This is a genomic window from Allocoprobacillus halotolerans, from assembly GCF_024399475.1.
Taxonomy (GTDB): Bacteria; Bacillota_I; Bacilli_A; order Erysipelotrichales; family Coprobacillaceae; genus Allocoprobacillus; species Allocoprobacillus halotolerans.
Window position 1 is genome coordinate 320182 of the sequence record NZ_CP101620.1, and the last position, 16603, is coordinate 336784.

At 32.2% G+C, this 16603-nt stretch carries 20 protein-coding genes, 2 tRNA genes and 2 pseudogenes; 10 read left to right on the forward strand and 14 right to left on the reverse strand.

Annotated features, from left to right (window positions below; translation table 11 throughout):
- Positions 1 to 147 precede the first annotated feature (147 nt).
- Positions 148 to 1551: an IS110 family RNA-guided transposase gene (locus tag NMU03_RS02000; RefSeq protein ID WP_290137705.1), complete on the reverse strand. Its 1404-nt coding sequence runs from the start codon at positions 1549 to 1551 to the stop codon at positions 148 to 150.
- A gap of 576 nt (positions 1552 to 2127) precedes the next feature.
- On the opposite strand from NMU03_RS02000, the gene mobV reads away from it, so the two are divergent.
- Genes mobV through NMU03_RS02020 form a run of 4 tightly spaced genes read left to right on the forward strand, consistent with a single transcriptional unit; the run spans position 2128 to position 5057 of the window.
- Entirely contained in the window at positions 2128 to 3375 is a 1248-nt protein-coding gene (mobV, locus tag NMU03_RS02005) for a MobV family relaxase (protein ID WP_290140850.1), read from the forward strand.
- Between the two features lies 1 nt (position 3376).
- On the forward strand, positions 3377 to 3505 hold the full coding sequence (locus NMU03_RS02010) for a hypothetical protein (protein WP_290140820.1): 129 nt from the start codon (positions 3377 to 3379) through the stop codon (positions 3503 to 3505).
- A gap of 38 nt (positions 3506 to 3543) precedes the next feature.
- Positions 3544 to 4707, forward strand: coding sequence for a tyrosine-type recombinase/integrase (locus tag NMU03_RS02015; RefSeq protein WP_290140852.1), 1164 nt, complete (start codon positions 3544 to 3546; stop codon positions 4705 to 4707).
- A 32-nt stretch (positions 4708 to 4739) separates the two neighbouring features.
- Entirely contained in the window at positions 4740 to 5057 is a 318-nt protein-coding gene (locus NMU03_RS02020; protein ID WP_290140854.1) for a DUF6809 family protein, read from the forward strand.
- 134 nt (positions 5058 to 5191) lie between these two features.
- Here the strand turns inward: NMU03_RS02020 and NMU03_RS02025 are convergent.
- Positions 5192 to 5264 (reverse strand) — tRNA-Gly (locus NMU03_RS02025).
- Positions 5265 to 5270: 6 nt separating this feature from the next.
- Positions 5271 to 5346, reverse strand: a tRNA-His gene (locus NMU03_RS02030).
- Between the two features lie 202 nt (positions 5347 to 5548).
- Between NMU03_RS02030 and NMU03_RS02035 the strand changes: the two genes are divergently transcribed.
- From NMU03_RS02035 to NMU03_RS02050, 4 genes are all read left to right on the forward strand, one after another.
- On the forward strand, positions 5549 to 6079 hold the full coding sequence (locus NMU03_RS02035) for a hypothetical protein (RefSeq protein ID WP_290140857.1): 531 nt from the start codon (positions 5549 to 5551) through the stop codon (positions 6077 to 6079).
- Entirely contained in the window at positions 6076 to 6624 is a 549-nt protein-coding gene (locus tag NMU03_RS02040) for a hypothetical protein (RefSeq protein WP_290140859.1), read from the forward strand. The genes NMU03_RS02035 and NMU03_RS02040 overlap by 4 nt, the downstream gene beginning before the upstream one ends.
- A 71-nt stretch (positions 6625 to 6695) precedes the next feature.
- Complete coding sequence (locus NMU03_RS02045; RefSeq protein WP_290137684.1) at positions 6696 to 6869, forward strand: hypothetical protein; 174 nt, start codon at positions 6696 to 6698, stop codon at positions 6867 to 6869.
- 217 nt (positions 6870 to 7086) lie between these two features.
- Complete coding sequence (locus tag NMU03_RS02050; protein ID WP_290140861.1) at positions 7087 to 7368, forward strand: hypothetical protein; 282 nt, start codon at positions 7087 to 7089, stop codon at positions 7366 to 7368.
- Positions 7369 to 7417: 49 nt separating this feature from the next.
- On the opposite strand, the gene NMU03_RS02055 is transcribed toward NMU03_RS02050, so the two are convergent.
- From NMU03_RS02055 to nrdD, 4 genes and pseudogenes are all read right to left on the reverse strand, one after another.
- A complete protein-coding gene (locus NMU03_RS02055) occupies positions 7418 to 7624 on the reverse strand; it encodes a YolD-like family protein (protein ID WP_290140863.1) in 207 nt (68 codons plus the stop codon).
- A gap of 99 nt (positions 7625 to 7723) precedes the next feature.
- Positions 7724 to 8593 carry a DinB/UmuC family translesion DNA polymerase gene (locus tag NMU03_RS02060; RefSeq protein ID WP_435372958.1) on the reverse strand — a complete coding sequence of 290 codons (870 nt, stop codon included), beginning with the start codon at positions 8591 to 8593 and terminating at the stop codon, positions 7724 to 7726.
- A pseudogene (locus NMU03_RS17960) lies at positions 8567 to 8979 on the reverse strand (Y-family DNA polymerase); the annotation flags it as partial. The gene NMU03_RS02060 and the pseudogene NMU03_RS17960, both read right to left, overlap by 27 nt.
- Before the next feature lie 88 nt (positions 8980 to 9067).
- Complete coding sequence (gene nrdD / locus NMU03_RS02065) at positions 9068 to 9352, reverse strand: anaerobic ribonucleoside-triphosphate reductase (protein ID WP_290140865.1); 285 nt, start codon at positions 9350 to 9352, stop codon at positions 9068 to 9070.
- A gap of 224 nt (positions 9353 to 9576) precedes the next feature.
- Here nrdD and NMU03_RS02070 point away from each other — a divergent pair, with 224 nt between their 5' ends.
- Entirely contained in the window at positions 9577 to 9924 is a 348-nt protein-coding gene (locus NMU03_RS02070; RefSeq protein ID WP_290140867.1) for an S-ribosylhomocysteine lyase, read from the forward strand.
- A gap of 46 nt (positions 9925 to 9970) precedes the next feature.
- On the opposite strand, the gene NMU03_RS02075 is transcribed toward NMU03_RS02070, so the two are convergent.
- The 3 genes from NMU03_RS02075 to NMU03_RS02085 are packed head-to-tail and all read right to left on the reverse strand — an operon-like array spanning position 9971 to position 12503.
- Positions 9971 to 10474 (reverse strand): VOC family protein, encoded by a 504-nt coding sequence (locus NMU03_RS02075; protein WP_290140869.1) that lies wholly within the window; start codon positions 10472 to 10474, stop codon positions 9971 to 9973.
- Positions 10464 to 11477 carry a Gfo/Idh/MocA family protein gene (locus NMU03_RS02080; RefSeq protein ID WP_290140870.1) on the reverse strand — a complete coding sequence of 338 codons (1014 nt, stop codon included), beginning with the start codon at positions 11475 to 11477 and terminating at the stop codon, positions 10464 to 10466. Before NMU03_RS02080 ends, NMU03_RS02075 begins: the two co-directional genes overlap by 11 nt.
- A 3-nt stretch (positions 11478 to 11480) precedes the next feature.
- The gene (locus NMU03_RS02085) at positions 11481 to 12503 is read right to left on the reverse strand and encodes a Gfo/Idh/MocA family oxidoreductase (protein ID WP_290140873.1); all 1023 of its coding nucleotides are present in this window, start codon (positions 12501 to 12503) and stop codon (positions 11481 to 11483) included.
- A 186-nt stretch (positions 12504 to 12689) separates the two neighbouring features.
- On the opposite strand from NMU03_RS02085, the gene NMU03_RS02090 reads away from it, so the two are divergent.
- A complete protein-coding gene (locus NMU03_RS02090) occupies positions 12690 to 13472 on the forward strand; it encodes a MurR/RpiR family transcriptional regulator (protein WP_290140876.1) in 783 nt (260 codons plus the stop codon).
- Positions 13473 to 13511: 39 nt separating this feature from the next.
- Here NMU03_RS02090 and NMU03_RS02095 read toward each other — a convergent pair.
- The 4 genes and pseudogenes from NMU03_RS02095 to NMU03_RS02110 form a co-directional block, all read right to left on the reverse strand.
- A pseudogene (locus tag NMU03_RS02095) lies at positions 13512 to 14983 on the reverse strand (glycoside hydrolase family 1 protein).
- A 113-nt stretch (positions 14984 to 15096) separates the two neighbouring features.
- Positions 15097 to 15552: a ribose 5-phosphate isomerase B gene (rpiB, locus tag NMU03_RS02100; protein ID WP_290140879.1), complete on the reverse strand. Its 456-nt coding sequence runs from the start codon at positions 15550 to 15552 to the stop codon at positions 15097 to 15099.
- Between the two features lie 14 nt (positions 15553 to 15566).
- Complete coding sequence (locus NMU03_RS02105) at positions 15567 to 15866, reverse strand: PTS sugar transporter subunit IIB (RefSeq protein ID WP_290140881.1); 300 nt, start codon at positions 15864 to 15866, stop codon at positions 15567 to 15569.
- A 15-nt stretch (positions 15867 to 15881) separates the two neighbouring features.
- The gene (locus tag NMU03_RS02110) at positions 15882 to 16532 is read right to left on the reverse strand and encodes a ribulose-phosphate 3-epimerase (RefSeq protein WP_290140883.1); all 651 of its coding nucleotides are present in this window, start codon (positions 16530 to 16532) and stop codon (positions 15882 to 15884) included.
- Between the last annotated feature and the right edge of the window lie 71 nt (positions 16533 to 16603).

Genomic DNA, 16603 nt, shown 5'->3' on the forward strand with positions numbered 1-16603 from the left:
TAAAAAAATGATTTTAATAGTGTTTGTCCTGATTTAGAGGAGCAATCCGATGTTCTTTGATGTTTTTAGTGGATTTTTGGGTGCACTAAAAACAACTTCTCAAAACTCAGTGTTTGAAAGCTCTTACATTTTAGGTTTTCTTTGTTTTTAAGCTACTGATTCCGTTGCTTCGTTCCTATAAACAAAGCGATGGATTTCACCATTGATATCAGAATACTGATAAATCTGTTTTCTGGTATTCTTTGGAAAATCTAAAGATATTGAATTGAAGAACGTATTTCGGGTTTCTTCTGGTAATCGCATGATATTTTCATGCATGATTATAAAACTGCTTTCGTTTTTCATGATTGAATAGATATATCTGGCAATGCGATTGGCAACTGCAATGACCGCTAATTTATGACGCTTTTTATTTCCGTTCTTCACTCTTTCAAATAAGTGTTTAAGAACAGGATTATGTCGTCTGGCAAATTCGGCAATCATGTAAAGAGCGTGTCTCAGGTATTTTGAGCCTTTCTTGGAAATCTTGCCCATGATTTCCACAGACTTGCCAGAACGCTTGTTACGTGGTGATGAACCACTGTAAGAGACATAATGATCAGCATTTTTGAATCTGAAGATGTCTCCGGTTTCAGCGATGATAACAGCGGCAGTCAAAGGACCACAGCCAGTGATGGTCAACAGCAGACTGTAAACATTAAAAGTGGCAGCAAGCTTTCTGATATCTTTTTCAATCAGTTTCAATTGTGTACGAATATGGATGATGCTTTCAACAGTGTTGGAAATAACATATCTCATATGATCGGATACATGTGGAACCAGTGTATCCTGAGCATAATTGAAAAGCTTATCAATCTTATCCATACTGCAGCGATGTCTAGTTGCTTCGTAAACAAGATGAAACACTTCATTTTTGGAAGCATTTATGATATCATGCGAAGTAGGATATTGAGATAAGACAGCCAGGAAAGCAGCTGATTTAGGTTCAAAAACATACTGAAGTTCAGGGAAATAACAATCACAAAGGGCAATGAGACGGTTAGTTTCCTGAGAATAGAGTTTTTTAATCTGATAGTGTCTGTGAACGAGAGCCTTAAGATCTTGATATCCGTTTTTGTTTTCAAAAACAGAATCTGAAACATATTTGACCTGATCATCAGTACCGATAATGGAACAGATGGTTTGAGCATCCAAAGGATCAGATTTAGATATATTATGGCTTTCTCTCCATTTATTAACGAAATCCGTATTAAGCTGATGGATTTCTTCATCGCTATTACAGTTTTGTTTAATAAAGGTGTAGATATTAGTAGAATATATGCCAGTGACTTCCAAAGCAAAATAAGTGTGGAGACAGTACTGATCACTGGAATACTTTCTAACAGTATTTAAAAACTCAACAACTTCAGATTTAATAAACTTAAAAGATAATTTTTTTCTAAGGAAATGAGGTTTGACCGATCTTAATTCAGGGACAGCCAGAACAGCAGCATCAGCCTTGCCTTTAGAGACATCAATGCCAACATAAAGATTGTAATTGTAATTTTTCATAAAAAATGACCTTCTTTCTAAAGTATGTAAATGGTTTTGAATTGCACCTCTAAATCAAGACAAACGCAACCTCGTAAATGCGGAGACAAGTGAGAATACACTGCTGCAACAAACTCATTCGGGTATAAAGTACGCCTTGAACAGAGGATTAAGTCTTTTAGAAGTGAACATAACAAGATGGCCGCAGGAGAAAAGAATAAAACCTTGATTCAAAACGAAACTATTATCTTAAAAGAGAGTGTAGAAGCAAGGATTTTTTAAACAACTGAGATATCTCAGTTGTTTAAAAAGAGAAATCCTTAATTCAAACTTCTATACATATTATACGAGAGAGAAATGGACATGAAAGATTGATAAAATTGGAATTTTCCCTGAAAAATGACACTTATGACACTTTATGGTGCGTACAATAAAGTGTCATTGTGTCACAAAACAAGAACATTGAAAATAAAATATGAAGCCTATCGGCAATCTTTGAAAAGAAAGACCAAAACATTGGTCTAGCAAGTTATACCAAAATGCTAAAGCCTTTTGGAAACTTGCCCTGCCGGGGGCTTTTTGAAAGGATGAAATCATATGGCTCATGCCCAAAAGATAAAGAAGCAAGGTGTCATTGGATTGGTTATCCATTGTGAAAGACGAGAGGGCTGCGAATTGTCTAATCAGGATATAGATAAAAGTAGAACCCATCTTAATTATAATCTGGCATGTGATATTCAACCGATGAAACCTGAACAGTTTTTAAAGAAAAGAATAAGTGAAGTCAAACATCTGAAAAGAGATGATATTATTTATATGGTGGATTGGATTGTGACACTTCCTAAAGATGTACCTCAAGAAGATCACGAGAAATTCTTTGAATTGACATTCCAATTTCTTACCCAAAAATATAATCAAAAGAACGTTGTCAGTGCTTGGGTGCACAATGATGAAGCAACACCACATATACACTTTTCATTTATACCAGTTATTGAAATAGATGGAGTTGAAAGATTGAAATGCAAGGATATTCTCACAAAGAAAGAACTCAAGCGATTTCACCCAGATTTAGGGGCGTTTCTTGAACAAGCCTTAGGTTATATGCCTTCCATTCAAAATAACGCTACAATCAACGGAAATCGCACAATAAAAGAGTTGAAACAACAAGAAAATTTAAGTTTTAAAAAGAGCTTAGAAAACATTCATAAACATAATGAAGCAACTCAAAACATTATTGATGAATCTAATCATATTGATTACAATCCATCCGGACTGTTGGAAAAGACAAGAACACTTAAAAAATGCAATCAGATTATTGATGGGCTTAAACATAGCCTAAATCAATACCAAAAAGAAGTATTAGGTTTAACACATCTTGTCACGATTCAAAAAGAAGAACTAGACATGTATAGATCCATGCCTTTAGCAAAACAACTTAAACAAAAGGAAGAAGTGATTCATAATTTGCATTCATCAATTCATCATCTTGAACAAAAAATATCTTATGAAGAAAATCAATTTCAAAGATTAAGAGAAAATTATGATGAACTGGAAAAGAAAAACGATTGCCTTAAAGAAAATATCAATCTCTATAAACAATTTATTTCTTTATTAGGATTAGATAAAATATTTAGACATTTCAAACAAATATTTCAAAGAGAACATAATACTATTAATGCCTATGATTTAAAAGACTTGTATCAAAAAGCTCAAAATGCCATAATAAGAGTCTTATCTTCATTAAAGGAAAAAATACATTATTTTGAAGAAAAACATCCACATGAATCATTAGAAATAACAATACAGTCAAAAAACGATCGACAATATCGTGATATGGAGCTTTAAAATGGCAGTATATAAAAACAAATATGGTTTATGGTCGATAAGATTTAAATACAAAGATAATGATAATAAATGGCGACAAAAACAAGTTTATACAGGAAAAAGTGGTTTTGAAACAAAAAAGAAGCGTTAGAAAAAGAATCAAAAGTTAAATATGATATAGAAAGAAAATTGTTAAAGACTCAAGAAGAAAACAATCAAAAAACACTCAAAGAAGTTATTGATGAAGTTATTTTAGATTGTCAGTATTATATGAAAGAAACTTCTATCAAAACAACCAAACAGGCATTACAACATGCTAAAAATTTATTTGATAAACCAATTGTAAGTATCACTTCACAAGATTTAAGACAGATTATTCTTTCATTAGAAAAGAAAAATCTAAGTATCGCTACCATTGATAAAATCTATTACAAACTTAACCTTGTCTTTAAATATGCTTTAGAAAATGAATATATTCAAACAAACCCTTTAAGAAAAGTACGAAGAATTAAAAAACCTGATGAACTCAATCAAACCAATTATAATGTATGGAAGCCTTCAGAATTCCAAGAGTTTATCTATAATGTGAAAGAACCCCTATATTATACGTTATTCTCATTACTTTATTATACAGGTATGCGACGTGGTGAAGCTTTATCATTACAGTGGAAACATATTGATTTGAAAAAGGGAACTATTAATATTCAACAGACTCTATCCAATATTCATTCTGTCAAAGAAGAAGTCTTAACACCACCTAAGACAAAAAATTCAACACGACTAATTTGTATACCTCAAATTCTCATCAATATATTAGAGAAATGGTATCAAATAGAAAGTCAAAAAATCAATTTTAATCAAGATGCTTATGTTTTTGGTTTTATCTATCCCCTTGCCCGAAATACAGTTCATAATCAATTTAGAAAGCATTTAAGAATCGGTTCTAAAGGCTATGGATATACGTATGCCTCTTGTTTAAGTGGAAAAATAAAAATTGGTGCAACTGTGATGTTAGATGGAAAAGTTTATTACAACGAGGAGAAAAAAGGTGGATATAAAGAATGGAAGATACATGTGAAAATCAAAGACATTATTGACAATCCGTATGGATTGAATTATGTTGTAGAAATTGCATTACCCTATTTACGTATACATGATTTAAGACATAGTTGCGTATCTTTAATGGTCAATAATGCAAAAACACAACAATCTTTAGTTGCTATGGCTTATCACTTTGGACACAGTGTCGAAACAATGCTGAACACATACTCTCATTTATTTACAGAAACTGAACAGGCTCTTATTCAGGAGTTTGATCAGGTTATTGAAAATCAATCAACCTCTATAAAATAGAGGTTGATGATCATGATGGGAGGAAATATATAATGAATGATTTTATAAAAGATTTATATTTTGGAAGATTTATACCTAGCGAAAAAGAAATGCCTTATACAAAGGAATATCAAACAGCATTAAAGCACAATGAAGATACAATTAATCAGGTATTACAAATCATGAAAGAAAAACAAATTCAAAATTCTGAAAAATTAATTGATGAAGTCATTAATTCTTGGATAGATGTAGATAACTTTGTTATACTTAATGCTTTTGAAGATGGTATAAAACTAGGTTTAGAACTAGGAAGATTGGTAAAACAAAAGAATTTGGTGCAAATTTGGTGCAAAAAAAGAGATTCTATATAAAAAATCCATCCTTTTAAAGAGAGTATAGAAATAAATTTTGAACCAAATAGACTCATCAAGCCAAAAATATTTATTGAAATTTTGTGTTTGAAAACACAAAAAAAGCCCTTAAAATAAGGACTTGACCGTTTCGATGGAGCGGGTGATGGGAATCGAACCCACGTAGTCAGCTTGGAAGGCTGAAGTTCTACCATTGAACTACACCGCATACTCTGGGGCGGACGATGGGAATCGAACCCACGAATGCCGGAGCCACAATCCGGTGCGTTAACCACTTCGCCACGACCGCCATTTTGATATACCTCAATTAGGCAAATACAAGTATATAAGATTTTCAATCATTTGTAAAGATATTTTTTCGTTTTTTACAAAAAAATCTGATTCAAATATGATAATGTCTTAATGTATCCAAGTTGAATATGTCCTGCTAGCAGGACATATTCAAAAATTCATGTTATTATATAATCTCACTTTTGTTGGGAGGTTATTCTATGAGAAAGGTTGTTTTAAGAATGAATGAAGAAAATAAATATCTGACTATTAAAAAACTTGTTGAAACTAATGGTAATAAAAAGCGTGCTGCTGTTAAACTTAACTGCTCTGTCAGAACCATTAATAGATTGATCATTAAATATAAAACTTATGGAAAAGCTGGTTTCGTTCATGGCAATAGAGGTAGAGCTCCTGCTACTACCATCCCTCTTGATATTAAAAATCAGATCATTAAATTATATGTCGATTATTACTCTAATGCCAATTTTACTCATTTCTGTGAAATCGTTCATGATGATCTTAATGTCAAAATCAGTGATACTACCTTGAATAAATGGCTTAGAGAGGAAAATATTATTTCTCCTAAAGCTACCAAAAAAACTAGAAAAATCCTTAAAAATCAGCTGAAGGCTCAATTGAATAATACTTCTTCTAAAAAATTCAAAATCAAATCAAAGAAGTCATTGCCTCTGTTGATGAAAATGATGCTCATCCTAGAAGACCTAGATGTAAATATAAGGGTGAGATGATTCAAATGGATGCATCCAGCTATGAGTGGATTCCTGGTCAAATTTGGCATCTTCACCTTGCTGTCGATGATGCTACCGGTGAGGTGGTTGGGGCTTGTTTTGATCATCAGGAAACATTAAATGGCTATTATCATGTCTTTTATCAAATTCTCACTAACTATGGAATCCCTGCCATGTTCTATACTGATCGCCGCACTGTGTTTGAATATAAAAGAAAAAACAACGCCTTTGATGACGAAGACACCTTTACACAGTTTTCCTATGCCTGTCATAATCTTGGCGTTGATATTAAAACAACGAGCATCGCTCAAGCCAAAGGCAGAATCGAACGATTGAATCAGACCTTTCAATCAAGATTGCCTGTCGAGCTTAAACGTGCTCATATCAAAGATATAGAGTCAGCCAATGAATTTTTAAACTCATACCTAAAAAATTCAATGACAGATTTGCTCTACACCTCAATAGTACCAAATCGGTCTTTGAAATGCAACCATCATTGGAGAAGATTAATCATACATTGGCGGTTCTTTCACCAAGAAAGATAGATGCAGGACACAGTATCAAATTCAAAAATAAGATATACATACCGGTGACATCAAACGGGACCCCATGCTATATGAAAAATAAGATGGATTGTATGGTCATAGAATCATTTGATGGAGGATTATATGTGAATATTCTTGATCAAATTTACCTGATGCAGGAAGTTCCGAAACACAGTCCATATTCTAAAGAATTTGATGAAGAAATAAAGCCAAAGAAAGAAAAAATAAATATATTCCACCAATGAGTCATCCATGGAAACAAGATTCTTATTTAAGGTATCTTGCAAAGCAAAAGCACCGAAATTGCGGTGTTAATGTTTAAAAATTTTTAGGACATTTTCAAAATTGCTTGACAGATATTTTTTCGTTTTTTACAAAAAAATATTCTTTACATAAAATTTACGTATTCTACACAACTCTATATAATAAAACTGATATATTGAAAACAGGTGGTGATTTTCATTGAATTTTAAACTTTATAAAAAAATAATAGAAATTGGCATTATTGTGACACTTATTTTTAGTATCATATTACTTGCTATGTATACTGTCAATTCTGATTTTTATGGTATATGTATCCTCATTATAGGAAGTGTGATTATTATGATGTATTTTATTTTTCTTATCTGTCATTTTATTTTGTGGCGCTGTCCTTATTGTCATCATAGATTAAGGTTTGTTCCTTTTTTAAAAGAAACAATCTATTGTTCCTATTGTGGAAATCAATTCATTGATGAAAACTGATGAAAAAAGAACTTATTTTATTGAATTTTCATAAAATAAGTTCTTCTTTTTATTCCATAATTTCAATATCCATAATATCATCAAATGAAATTCTTTGTTGATTAATAAAAATCATTCTACAATAATCTCTATCTATTTTTGTAATGACTCCTTGTATAGTCAAATATTGCTGATGTGCATAATAAGTGACTTTCACCAATAATCCTTTATGCAATCTTTGAAACAGAGAATTTAATCTTTCACATTCATCTTCCATCAATTCTTTTTTATCTACTGGCTTTTTTCTTTTTCACGTAAACATTGTCTAAAACCTTTTAAAGAATCAAAAGGTTGAAATTCTATCGCATTATCATTATTATTGTGCATTATGTCCTCCTATCAATTGATGGCGTTGTTTGGCTGTTGATTTCTCTTGGGTACTCATAGCTTTTAAGACTGCATCCTTGCCATATTTATTTTTAATATCGACAATAGCTTGTTGTAATTGTCTTTCTTTTTGTATATCTTCATAATCCGTAAATAAATCATAAGCTTCATATCTTTCATCTTTAACATTGCCTAAACCTATCGAAATTTTTCTAATCAGTTGATCACGGAAAGTCGTAGATTGATAAAGTTCAACAAATTCTTTCATGAGTAAGCGACAAGAATTCGTTACCACAGATATTTTACGACTTCCTCCTGTTGATGGTAATGATGCATCTACATATCTGATATGCAAAGAAATATGATTTGTAACAAGTCGTTGTTCTACTAATTCTAAAGTATTATCTTCAACCATTTCTTTTAACACCAATAAACCATCTTGAAAACCATAATCACCAAATAAAACTTGTCCATTAGAAATGGAACGATGTTTTGGCTTATAGCTTTTGATTTGTGGAATCGTTGCTGGTTCTTGGCCCCATGCATGTTGAATTAAAAAACGTGCATTGACTCCAAATTCTTTATAAAGAATATCTTGTGGACACATCGCCACATCTTTCATAGTCATCAATCCTAATTGATGAAGTCTTTTTTCTATACCTCTACCAACTTGCCAAAAATCTGTAAGTGCTGTATGATGCCATAAAGTTTGTTGATAGAGTTTTTCATCTAAATAAGCCATATGACTTTCATTATGTTTAGCGGTAATATCTAAGGCAACTTTTGCAAGATAAAGATTTGTCCCAACGCCTACTGTGGCTGGAATACCGGTTGTCTGATAAACATCATCTATAATCATTTGTGCAATAGCTTTTGCACCCATCTGATAAAAACGTAGATATTGCGTCACATCAAAAAAGCTTCATCAATGGAATACACATAAATATCATCTTGACTCATATACTTTAGATACAATTCATATATATTGGCTGAATAATCCATATATAGTTTCATTCTTGGTTTGGCAACAATATAATCAATATGTTTAGGAATCTCAAATAAACGACATCTATTTTTGACACCCAATTGTTTTAGGTGTGGTGATACTGCCAGACAAATTGTACTATTTCCTCGTGATACATCTGCCACAACCAAATTAACCTGATAAGGATCTAAACCTCTTTCTACACATTCAACTGATGCATAAAAAGTCTTAAAATCAATACATAAATAATATTTCATCATCTCTCACCACCTTACAAGGATATTATATAAAATAAAAGTTGCATAATCAATGGTATTCATGCAACTTTTCTATACAATATTTTCCTTTTTATAAATGATGTTTCACACGATCATGTTCTTCTGCTCTTTTGGCATCATTGAAACGATCCAATGTTCCTACTAAATAACCCGTAATACGACGGATTCTTTGAATCGGTTGAGGTTGTAAATAATAATGCATATCTACATAATCTCCATCAACAGTTAAAGTCAACGCTGTTAATGTTTCTTCAGGATATTTGTCTTTGACATAACGAACATAGGCTTTCATTTCTTCTTCATTCATATCACCATTGAGAACTTCTACTTCTACATTATCAATCATTTCTTTCATTTCATTCACATCCTTTGTTTTCATTATAATCAATGAAAAATTAAAAAACAAATAAAACCACCCATTCCTACTTGAAAAAATATATTTTCATTTATACAATGAACATAATAAGCGAGGTGAATACAAATGGAAAGAATTACAAGTTTTAGTGTCGATCATACAAAACTCAAAAAGGTGTTTATATTTCAAGAATTGATGATGATTTAACGACTTATGACATTAGAATGTGTGAACCTAATGTTGATGAACCTTTAAATCCTCAAGCTGCTCATACAATCGAACATATTGGTGCGACACTTTTAAGAAATGGTCACTATAAAGAACATATTATTTATTTTGGTCCAATGGGTTGTATGACGGGGTTTTATCTGATTACAAGAGATTTGGATTTTGAAACTGTCAAAAATTTAGTGAAAGAAATTTTTGAAGCCATTGCTTCATGGAATCAGGATATTCCAGGTGCTAAAAAAGAAGAATGTGGCAATTATACTTATATGGATTTAGAAAAGGCAAAACAATCAGCATCTTTTTTTATCAATAGTTCATGGGAACATAGCTATCATTATCTTTAAAAAAGACGAGGATGAAAATAGAAGTATTTTCATCTCGTCTTTTCATTTATAAACCATATTTTTGACGATCTTCTTCAATATTTCCATGATGTTGTAAAGAAAGATCAGTATACTGCATAATTTCAAACTTATTGCCATCAGGATCATGAATCCACATCTGCCATGTTTGAGATTGTCCTTTGTTAGGTTCTATATCAATCTCTACACCTGCTTGAACAAGTTCTTCTCTAGCTTGAAAAATATCATCAACCATCAATGCAAAATGTGAATAACCTAATCTTGTATCAGGTTGTTCATGTTCCTTTTGTCCTTCGGATTTAGGGAATAATTCTAAATATTGTCCAGGTGCCAATTCAATAAAAATATAAGCAATTCCAGTGGGATTGATTTTCGCCTGATTTGCCCATGCCTGACGTTGAGGATTGTCTTTATAGGCATCATAACGCATAATAATCTTGGCTTTTAAACCTAATTTATTTTCATAAAAATCACGCATTGCATCCATCTGATCTGTATAAAAAGATAAATGCATCACTTCATTAAATTTCATGATAACTTTCCTCTTTTTGATCATCAGCTGGGAATTTCACACCTGCTGATTGTCTCGCTAATGTTGCAATCTTCATTGCGATTAAACTTTTTTGCATCATCAATTCAGCTCTTTCAACATCTTTTTCATCGATGATTTTCACAAATTCTACAAATTCAAAGTACATACGATGTTTTCCTTGTTGTTCATCATATTCGTATTCACTTTGATCATTTTTCAATAGTTTAAAACAAGATGCATTATTAGCAGGCGTATCTAACACAAGACATCCTTGATCTCCTTGAACACTTGTCATAATCGGTGCTTTACAGTCTTTTGCACCAATCAAAACGGCCTTAAATGTCCCATAGTCTAAAGTGATAATACCTGATGTATCAATACCTTTTTCGATATTGGCTTGATAAGATACATGTTGTGGTTCACCAAATAAAGCAACCATCAAATGAATATTATAAATATTCAAGTCCATCAAAGCCCCACCTGATTTATTAACATCAAATGCTGGTAAAATCTGCCCTTCTTTAAAAGCATTATAACGTGATGAATATTGTGAATAATTAGCTGAAACAATTTTCACATTTCCCACTTCAGATAAGAGTTCTTTCATCTTTAAAACATTTGGTAAATATTGTGTTGAAATAGCTTCTAACAAAAACAATTCTTTTTCTTTTGCAAGTGCATATAACTTTTCTAATTCTTGAACATTAGATGTAAATGGCTTTTCACAAATTACATGCTTTCCTGCTTGTAAAGCTTTCAAACTCATTTGATAATGAAGATGATTATTCACAGCGACATAAAGAACTTCAACTTGATCATCTTTCAACATTTCATCATAATCCACATAAGTTGTAGCGATTTGATGTTCATCAGCCATTTTTTCAATCTTTTCTTTTTCTTGTGGTAAAGCACAAATAGCCATGAGTTCAATACCATCTACTTGATGAATAAATGTCAACAAATCATGAACAATCATTCCTGCTCCTAAAATTCCTACTTTCATTTTTTAAGCCTCCTTTGCTACTTTTGTTGCCTTTTCAATAATTTTTAATACTTCAATCACTTCTTCATCTTTGACAATCTTTGGTTGACCATTAAAAATCACATCATATAGGTTATCATATATGATACCATAATCTTGAATTTCTGTCGGCACTTTTTTTGTAATATCTTGTCCTTTTTCATCAATATAAGATAATGTTCCCCATTTATCTTCTGGTAGTGGATCAAAACTGATTTCAACTGGTCCTGGTTTATTCGCTAAAGCACTTTGATGTCCTAAAGCTGGCATTAAGAAGCTTCCCTTACGTCCATGAACAATAAAACGTGGATAATCTAATTTAACATAATAACTTGTTTTGACAATAGCTTTCATATGATCATAGAAAAAATCAATATCATAATAATCATCTGATTCACCTGGATGATCAAAACTTCGGCAATCATAAACGACTTTATTTGGTTTTCCAAACTGTCCAATGATCTGATCAATAGGATGAACAGCTAAACCATATAAAATGCCAAAACCTTTATGATCAGCAATTGATGGACGATAATAATCATAATGAGATTCGACTTCTAAGATTTCTCCTAAAACGCCTGATTCAATCACTTTTCTCACTGTACGCATATCAGCATCAAAGCGATGGCTTTGATTCGCCATAGCGACCAAACCTTTTTCTTTCGCAAAAGCGAAAACTTCTTGTGCTTCTTTAGCCGTCAAAGCAAATGGTTTTTCACAAAGAACATTTTTTCCGTGTTCTAAGGCTTGCATTGTATAAGAAACATGGAAGGCATCTGGTGTATTAACCACAATCAGATTGACTTCTGGATCATTCATCACTTGTTCAATATCTGTCGTAAAAGTAATATCAGGATACCAAGTTTCTCTTTCTTCATCTCCCTGACGATCTTCTTCACGACGATAAATATATTTTACTTTCACTGTGTCTTTTCTTCTTTCAACATAAGGCAAATGATAACGACACACACTATTACCAAAGCCAATATAAGCAACAACTAACATCATATCTTCCTCCTTTATCTAGCTTCATTTTATAAAAACCAATGTCTAAAAAATAGCTTTTCTCATGCAAAAGAAATGCGATTTCATTGGTTTTACAAAAGCATGAAATTGAATTTCATTCCTGTCATTTTTATCGAGAAAACGTTTTCTCTTTGTCTTTTCTATGTTAAAATAAACACAGGTGATACAATGATTCAAGATATTATTCAAAATATAAAATTAACTCCTCATGAAGAAGCCATTGTGCAATATATTCAACAACATCCAGATTGCATTTTAAAGCACAATGCTAAAGAACTGTCACAGCTGATTTATGTCAGTCCACCAACAATGGTACGTTTTGTTAAAAAATTAGGCTTTCAGGGTTATCATGATTTCCAATTAACTTATAGTCAGGAATATATGATGTTTAATCAAACCAAAGACTATCATCTCGATCAAAACAGTTCGATGAATGATATTATCAATGTCCTTCCTGATATTTATTATCATGTCTTTATGGAAACCAAAAAGATTACAAGAACCGAAGCTTTTGTCAGAACAGTGAATTATATGATGGAAGCCAAACAGATTGATTTTTATGCTAATGATAACAATTACGCTGAAGTACAATCAGCCTGTTTAAAACTGTCCAACATTGGCATCCGTGCCCAAGCATTTAACGCTGTGAATACTGTTTATTTAGATGCCATCAAACCTTCCAATGTGCTCGCCTTTGTTGTAAGTCATTCAGGGCATAATCAGACAATGGTTGATGCTGCCTACACATTACGTAAAAAACGTATACGTGTAATTGGAATTACAGGAAAAATAAGTCCTACTTTAGATATGATTTGTAATGAAAGTTTACATATTGATAGTTATCAGCATCATCTTCCTTTTGGGATTATGTTGTATGGTATATCTATTCATTATATTATTGATATTTTATATACTGCCTTGTATTTTAAAAAGAACACCAATCGTCAATGATTGGTGTTTTTGCATACAAAAAGGAGATACGAAATCTCCTTAATCTAAGTCTTCACCATTAGAACGACAAACTTTTTGATAATAATAGAAAGAATCTTTTTTATAACGTTTTCCTGTTCCATGACCTTCATCATCTATATCAACATAAATAAATCCATAACGTTTTCTCATTTCTCCAGTTGAAAAAGATACCAAATCAATACAACTCCACATTGTATATCCCATTAAATCAACACCTTCTTCAACAGCCTCTTTCATACATTGAATATGTCTTCTATGATAATCAATACGATAAGGATCATGAATTGAACCATCTGCTTCTAATTGATCAATGGCTCCCATTCCATTTTCAACAATTAATAATGGAACCTGATAACGATCATAAAGTTCATGTAAATAATATTTTAAACCATCAGGATCAATTGGCCATCTCCAATCCGTTGCATCTAAATAAGGATTTTTCGCTCCTAAAGAAAGATTTCCATTACTTAATTCAATATTATCAACATGTGTTGTGGCACAAGATGACATATAATATGAAAAGGCTAAATAATCAGCTTTGCCTGCCATTAAATCTTGTTGGTCTGCTTCACTTATATGAAGTTGCACACCATATTCTTTAAAAATTCTTGAAGCATAAGATGGATAAACACCTCTAACCATTGTATCCGCAAAGAAGTAGAAATTATCTTGCATTTTCTTTTGGGCTAATGCGACATCTTTTGGATCACAAGTTAGTGGATAAGTACATTGTCCTGCAATCATACAACCAACTCGATAATCAGGATTGATTTGATGTGCCATTTGAACAACTTTTGCAGCAGCAACCATCTGATGATGTGATTCTTCAAAAATACGTTGACGATCAGCTTGAGTGACTGTTGGATTTACATCCATAAGCATCTTTAAAACATTTAATTCGTTAAAAGTAATCCAATATTTCACAAGACCTTGATATTCTTCCATACATACCTTGTTAAAGGCAACAAATTCATCAATCAATTGACGATTTGACCAACCACCAAAATCTTCTACAAAAAAGCTGGCATATCATATTTATACATTGTAACAATAGGTTCAATATGATGTTTTTTAAGTTCCTGTAAGACGTGACGATAATAATCAACACCTTCTTGATTCACTCCACCTGCAATACCATGTGGTAAAATTCTTGCCCAAGAGATTGTGAGATTCAATGCTTTAAATCCCATTTCGGCAAGTAAGGCTATATCTTCTTGATAATGACGATAAAAATCAGACGCAAAATGATTTGGATAGATTTCACCATCTTTCAAAATATATTTTGCTCCAGCAGGCATTTGCCCACTATATTGCATCACTTGACCAATTTGTCCATCAGTCGTCTGATAATAAGCGTATCTTAATTTATCTTTATTTCCACCTAAATAATAATCAGGTTCAACAGGTGATTTGCCACCTTCATTCCATGCACCTTCAATTTGTGTTGCGCTAATATCTCCACCCCATAAAAAATTCTCTGGAAAACTCATTTTCTCATTCCTTCCTTTCATGAAAATCTATGATTAACAAAAAAGTAGAGAGGATGCTTTGTTGATAAATGATGCCTTTTGTTAATCATAGATATTTATTTCAACATTTAAGATTATTTATTTTTTTGCCTTTCTTCAATATCTGTAAGCATATCAATTCTGACTTGATGTCTGCCACCTTCGTACTCACCATTTAGCCATGCATCAACAATCATTTTGGCAAGTTCAATACCAACAACTCTTGCCCCAAAAGCTAGCATATTGGTATTGTTGTGTTCTCTTGAAAGTTTTGCTGAATAGGGTTCACTACAAGTGACACAACGAATGCCATTGACTTTATTAGCGACTAGTGAAATCCCTACACCTGTTCCACAGATAACAATTCCTTTATCGACTTCACCACTAATCACTGCATTCGCCACGGCTTCCCCAGCAACAGGATAATTAAATCTTTCTGTTGAATCCGTTCCAAAATTAATGACTTCATAACCATATTTTTCTTCAATGTATTGTTTGATCTGATTTTTATAGTCGACTGCGACATGATCATTTCCAATTCCTATTTTCATTTTTCACACCACCTTTATTTTCCTGCTATTTTTAAAGCATGTTCTAAAACTTTTTCGCCGTTCATCATACCATAATCTTGCATATTGATGACTTCTACTGGTTTACTTACATATTGTTTTTTCACTGCTGCCAATTGATAACGCACTTGTGGTCCTAATAAAATAACATCAGCCTGATTGCCATATTTTTCAATATCTCCCACAGGATGTGCTTCAATCTTCACATCAATTTGACGTTTCTTGGCGGCATCTTCCATACGTGTGACTAATAAACTGGTAGACATACCAGCTGCACAAACTAATAAAATACTCATTGCTTATTCCTCCTTTTATAGTGCTCTTAATTCTTGACAAATTTCTTGATAGCTTCTGCCTTTTCCAAATAAAGCACTTGTTCCTAAAATAAAACCATCAACTCCAATTTTTGATAATTTTTCAATTTTTTCAGGTGAACAAGCACCATCAATCATAACCTTATAGCCATATTGATCTTTAAGCTTGCAGAATTGGCCAAATTTATGATCAACAAATGATAAATATTTTTGTCCAGCAAAACCTGGATTAACTGTCATCACCAAAACATAATCTACTAAACTTAATATATCTTTCACCGTTTCAAAAGATGTTCCTGGATTCACTGCAATTCCTGACTGTACTCCTGCATCTTTAATCATTTGTAATGTTCTAGTAATATGACTATCTGTTTCAGGATGCACATAAATAATCTTCACACCTATATCAGCAAACTTTTGAATATAGACACTTGGATTCGTTACCATCAAATGAACATCACAAGGCTTTGAAGAAGCTTTGACAATATATTCAATATCCTGTAATCCCATTCCAAAGTTTGGCACAAAATTTCCATCCATAACATCTAGATGAAAAATATCTATACCCCCTGCTTCTAAATCTTTCACTTCTTTTTCAAGATTTGCAAAATTTGCACACATCATACTTGGACATAATAATTTTTCCATATTTCCCTCCTAAAGTAAACGTTTACTCAAGCGTTAACAACTTCCCTTTTTGATAATTCTATTGTATAAGA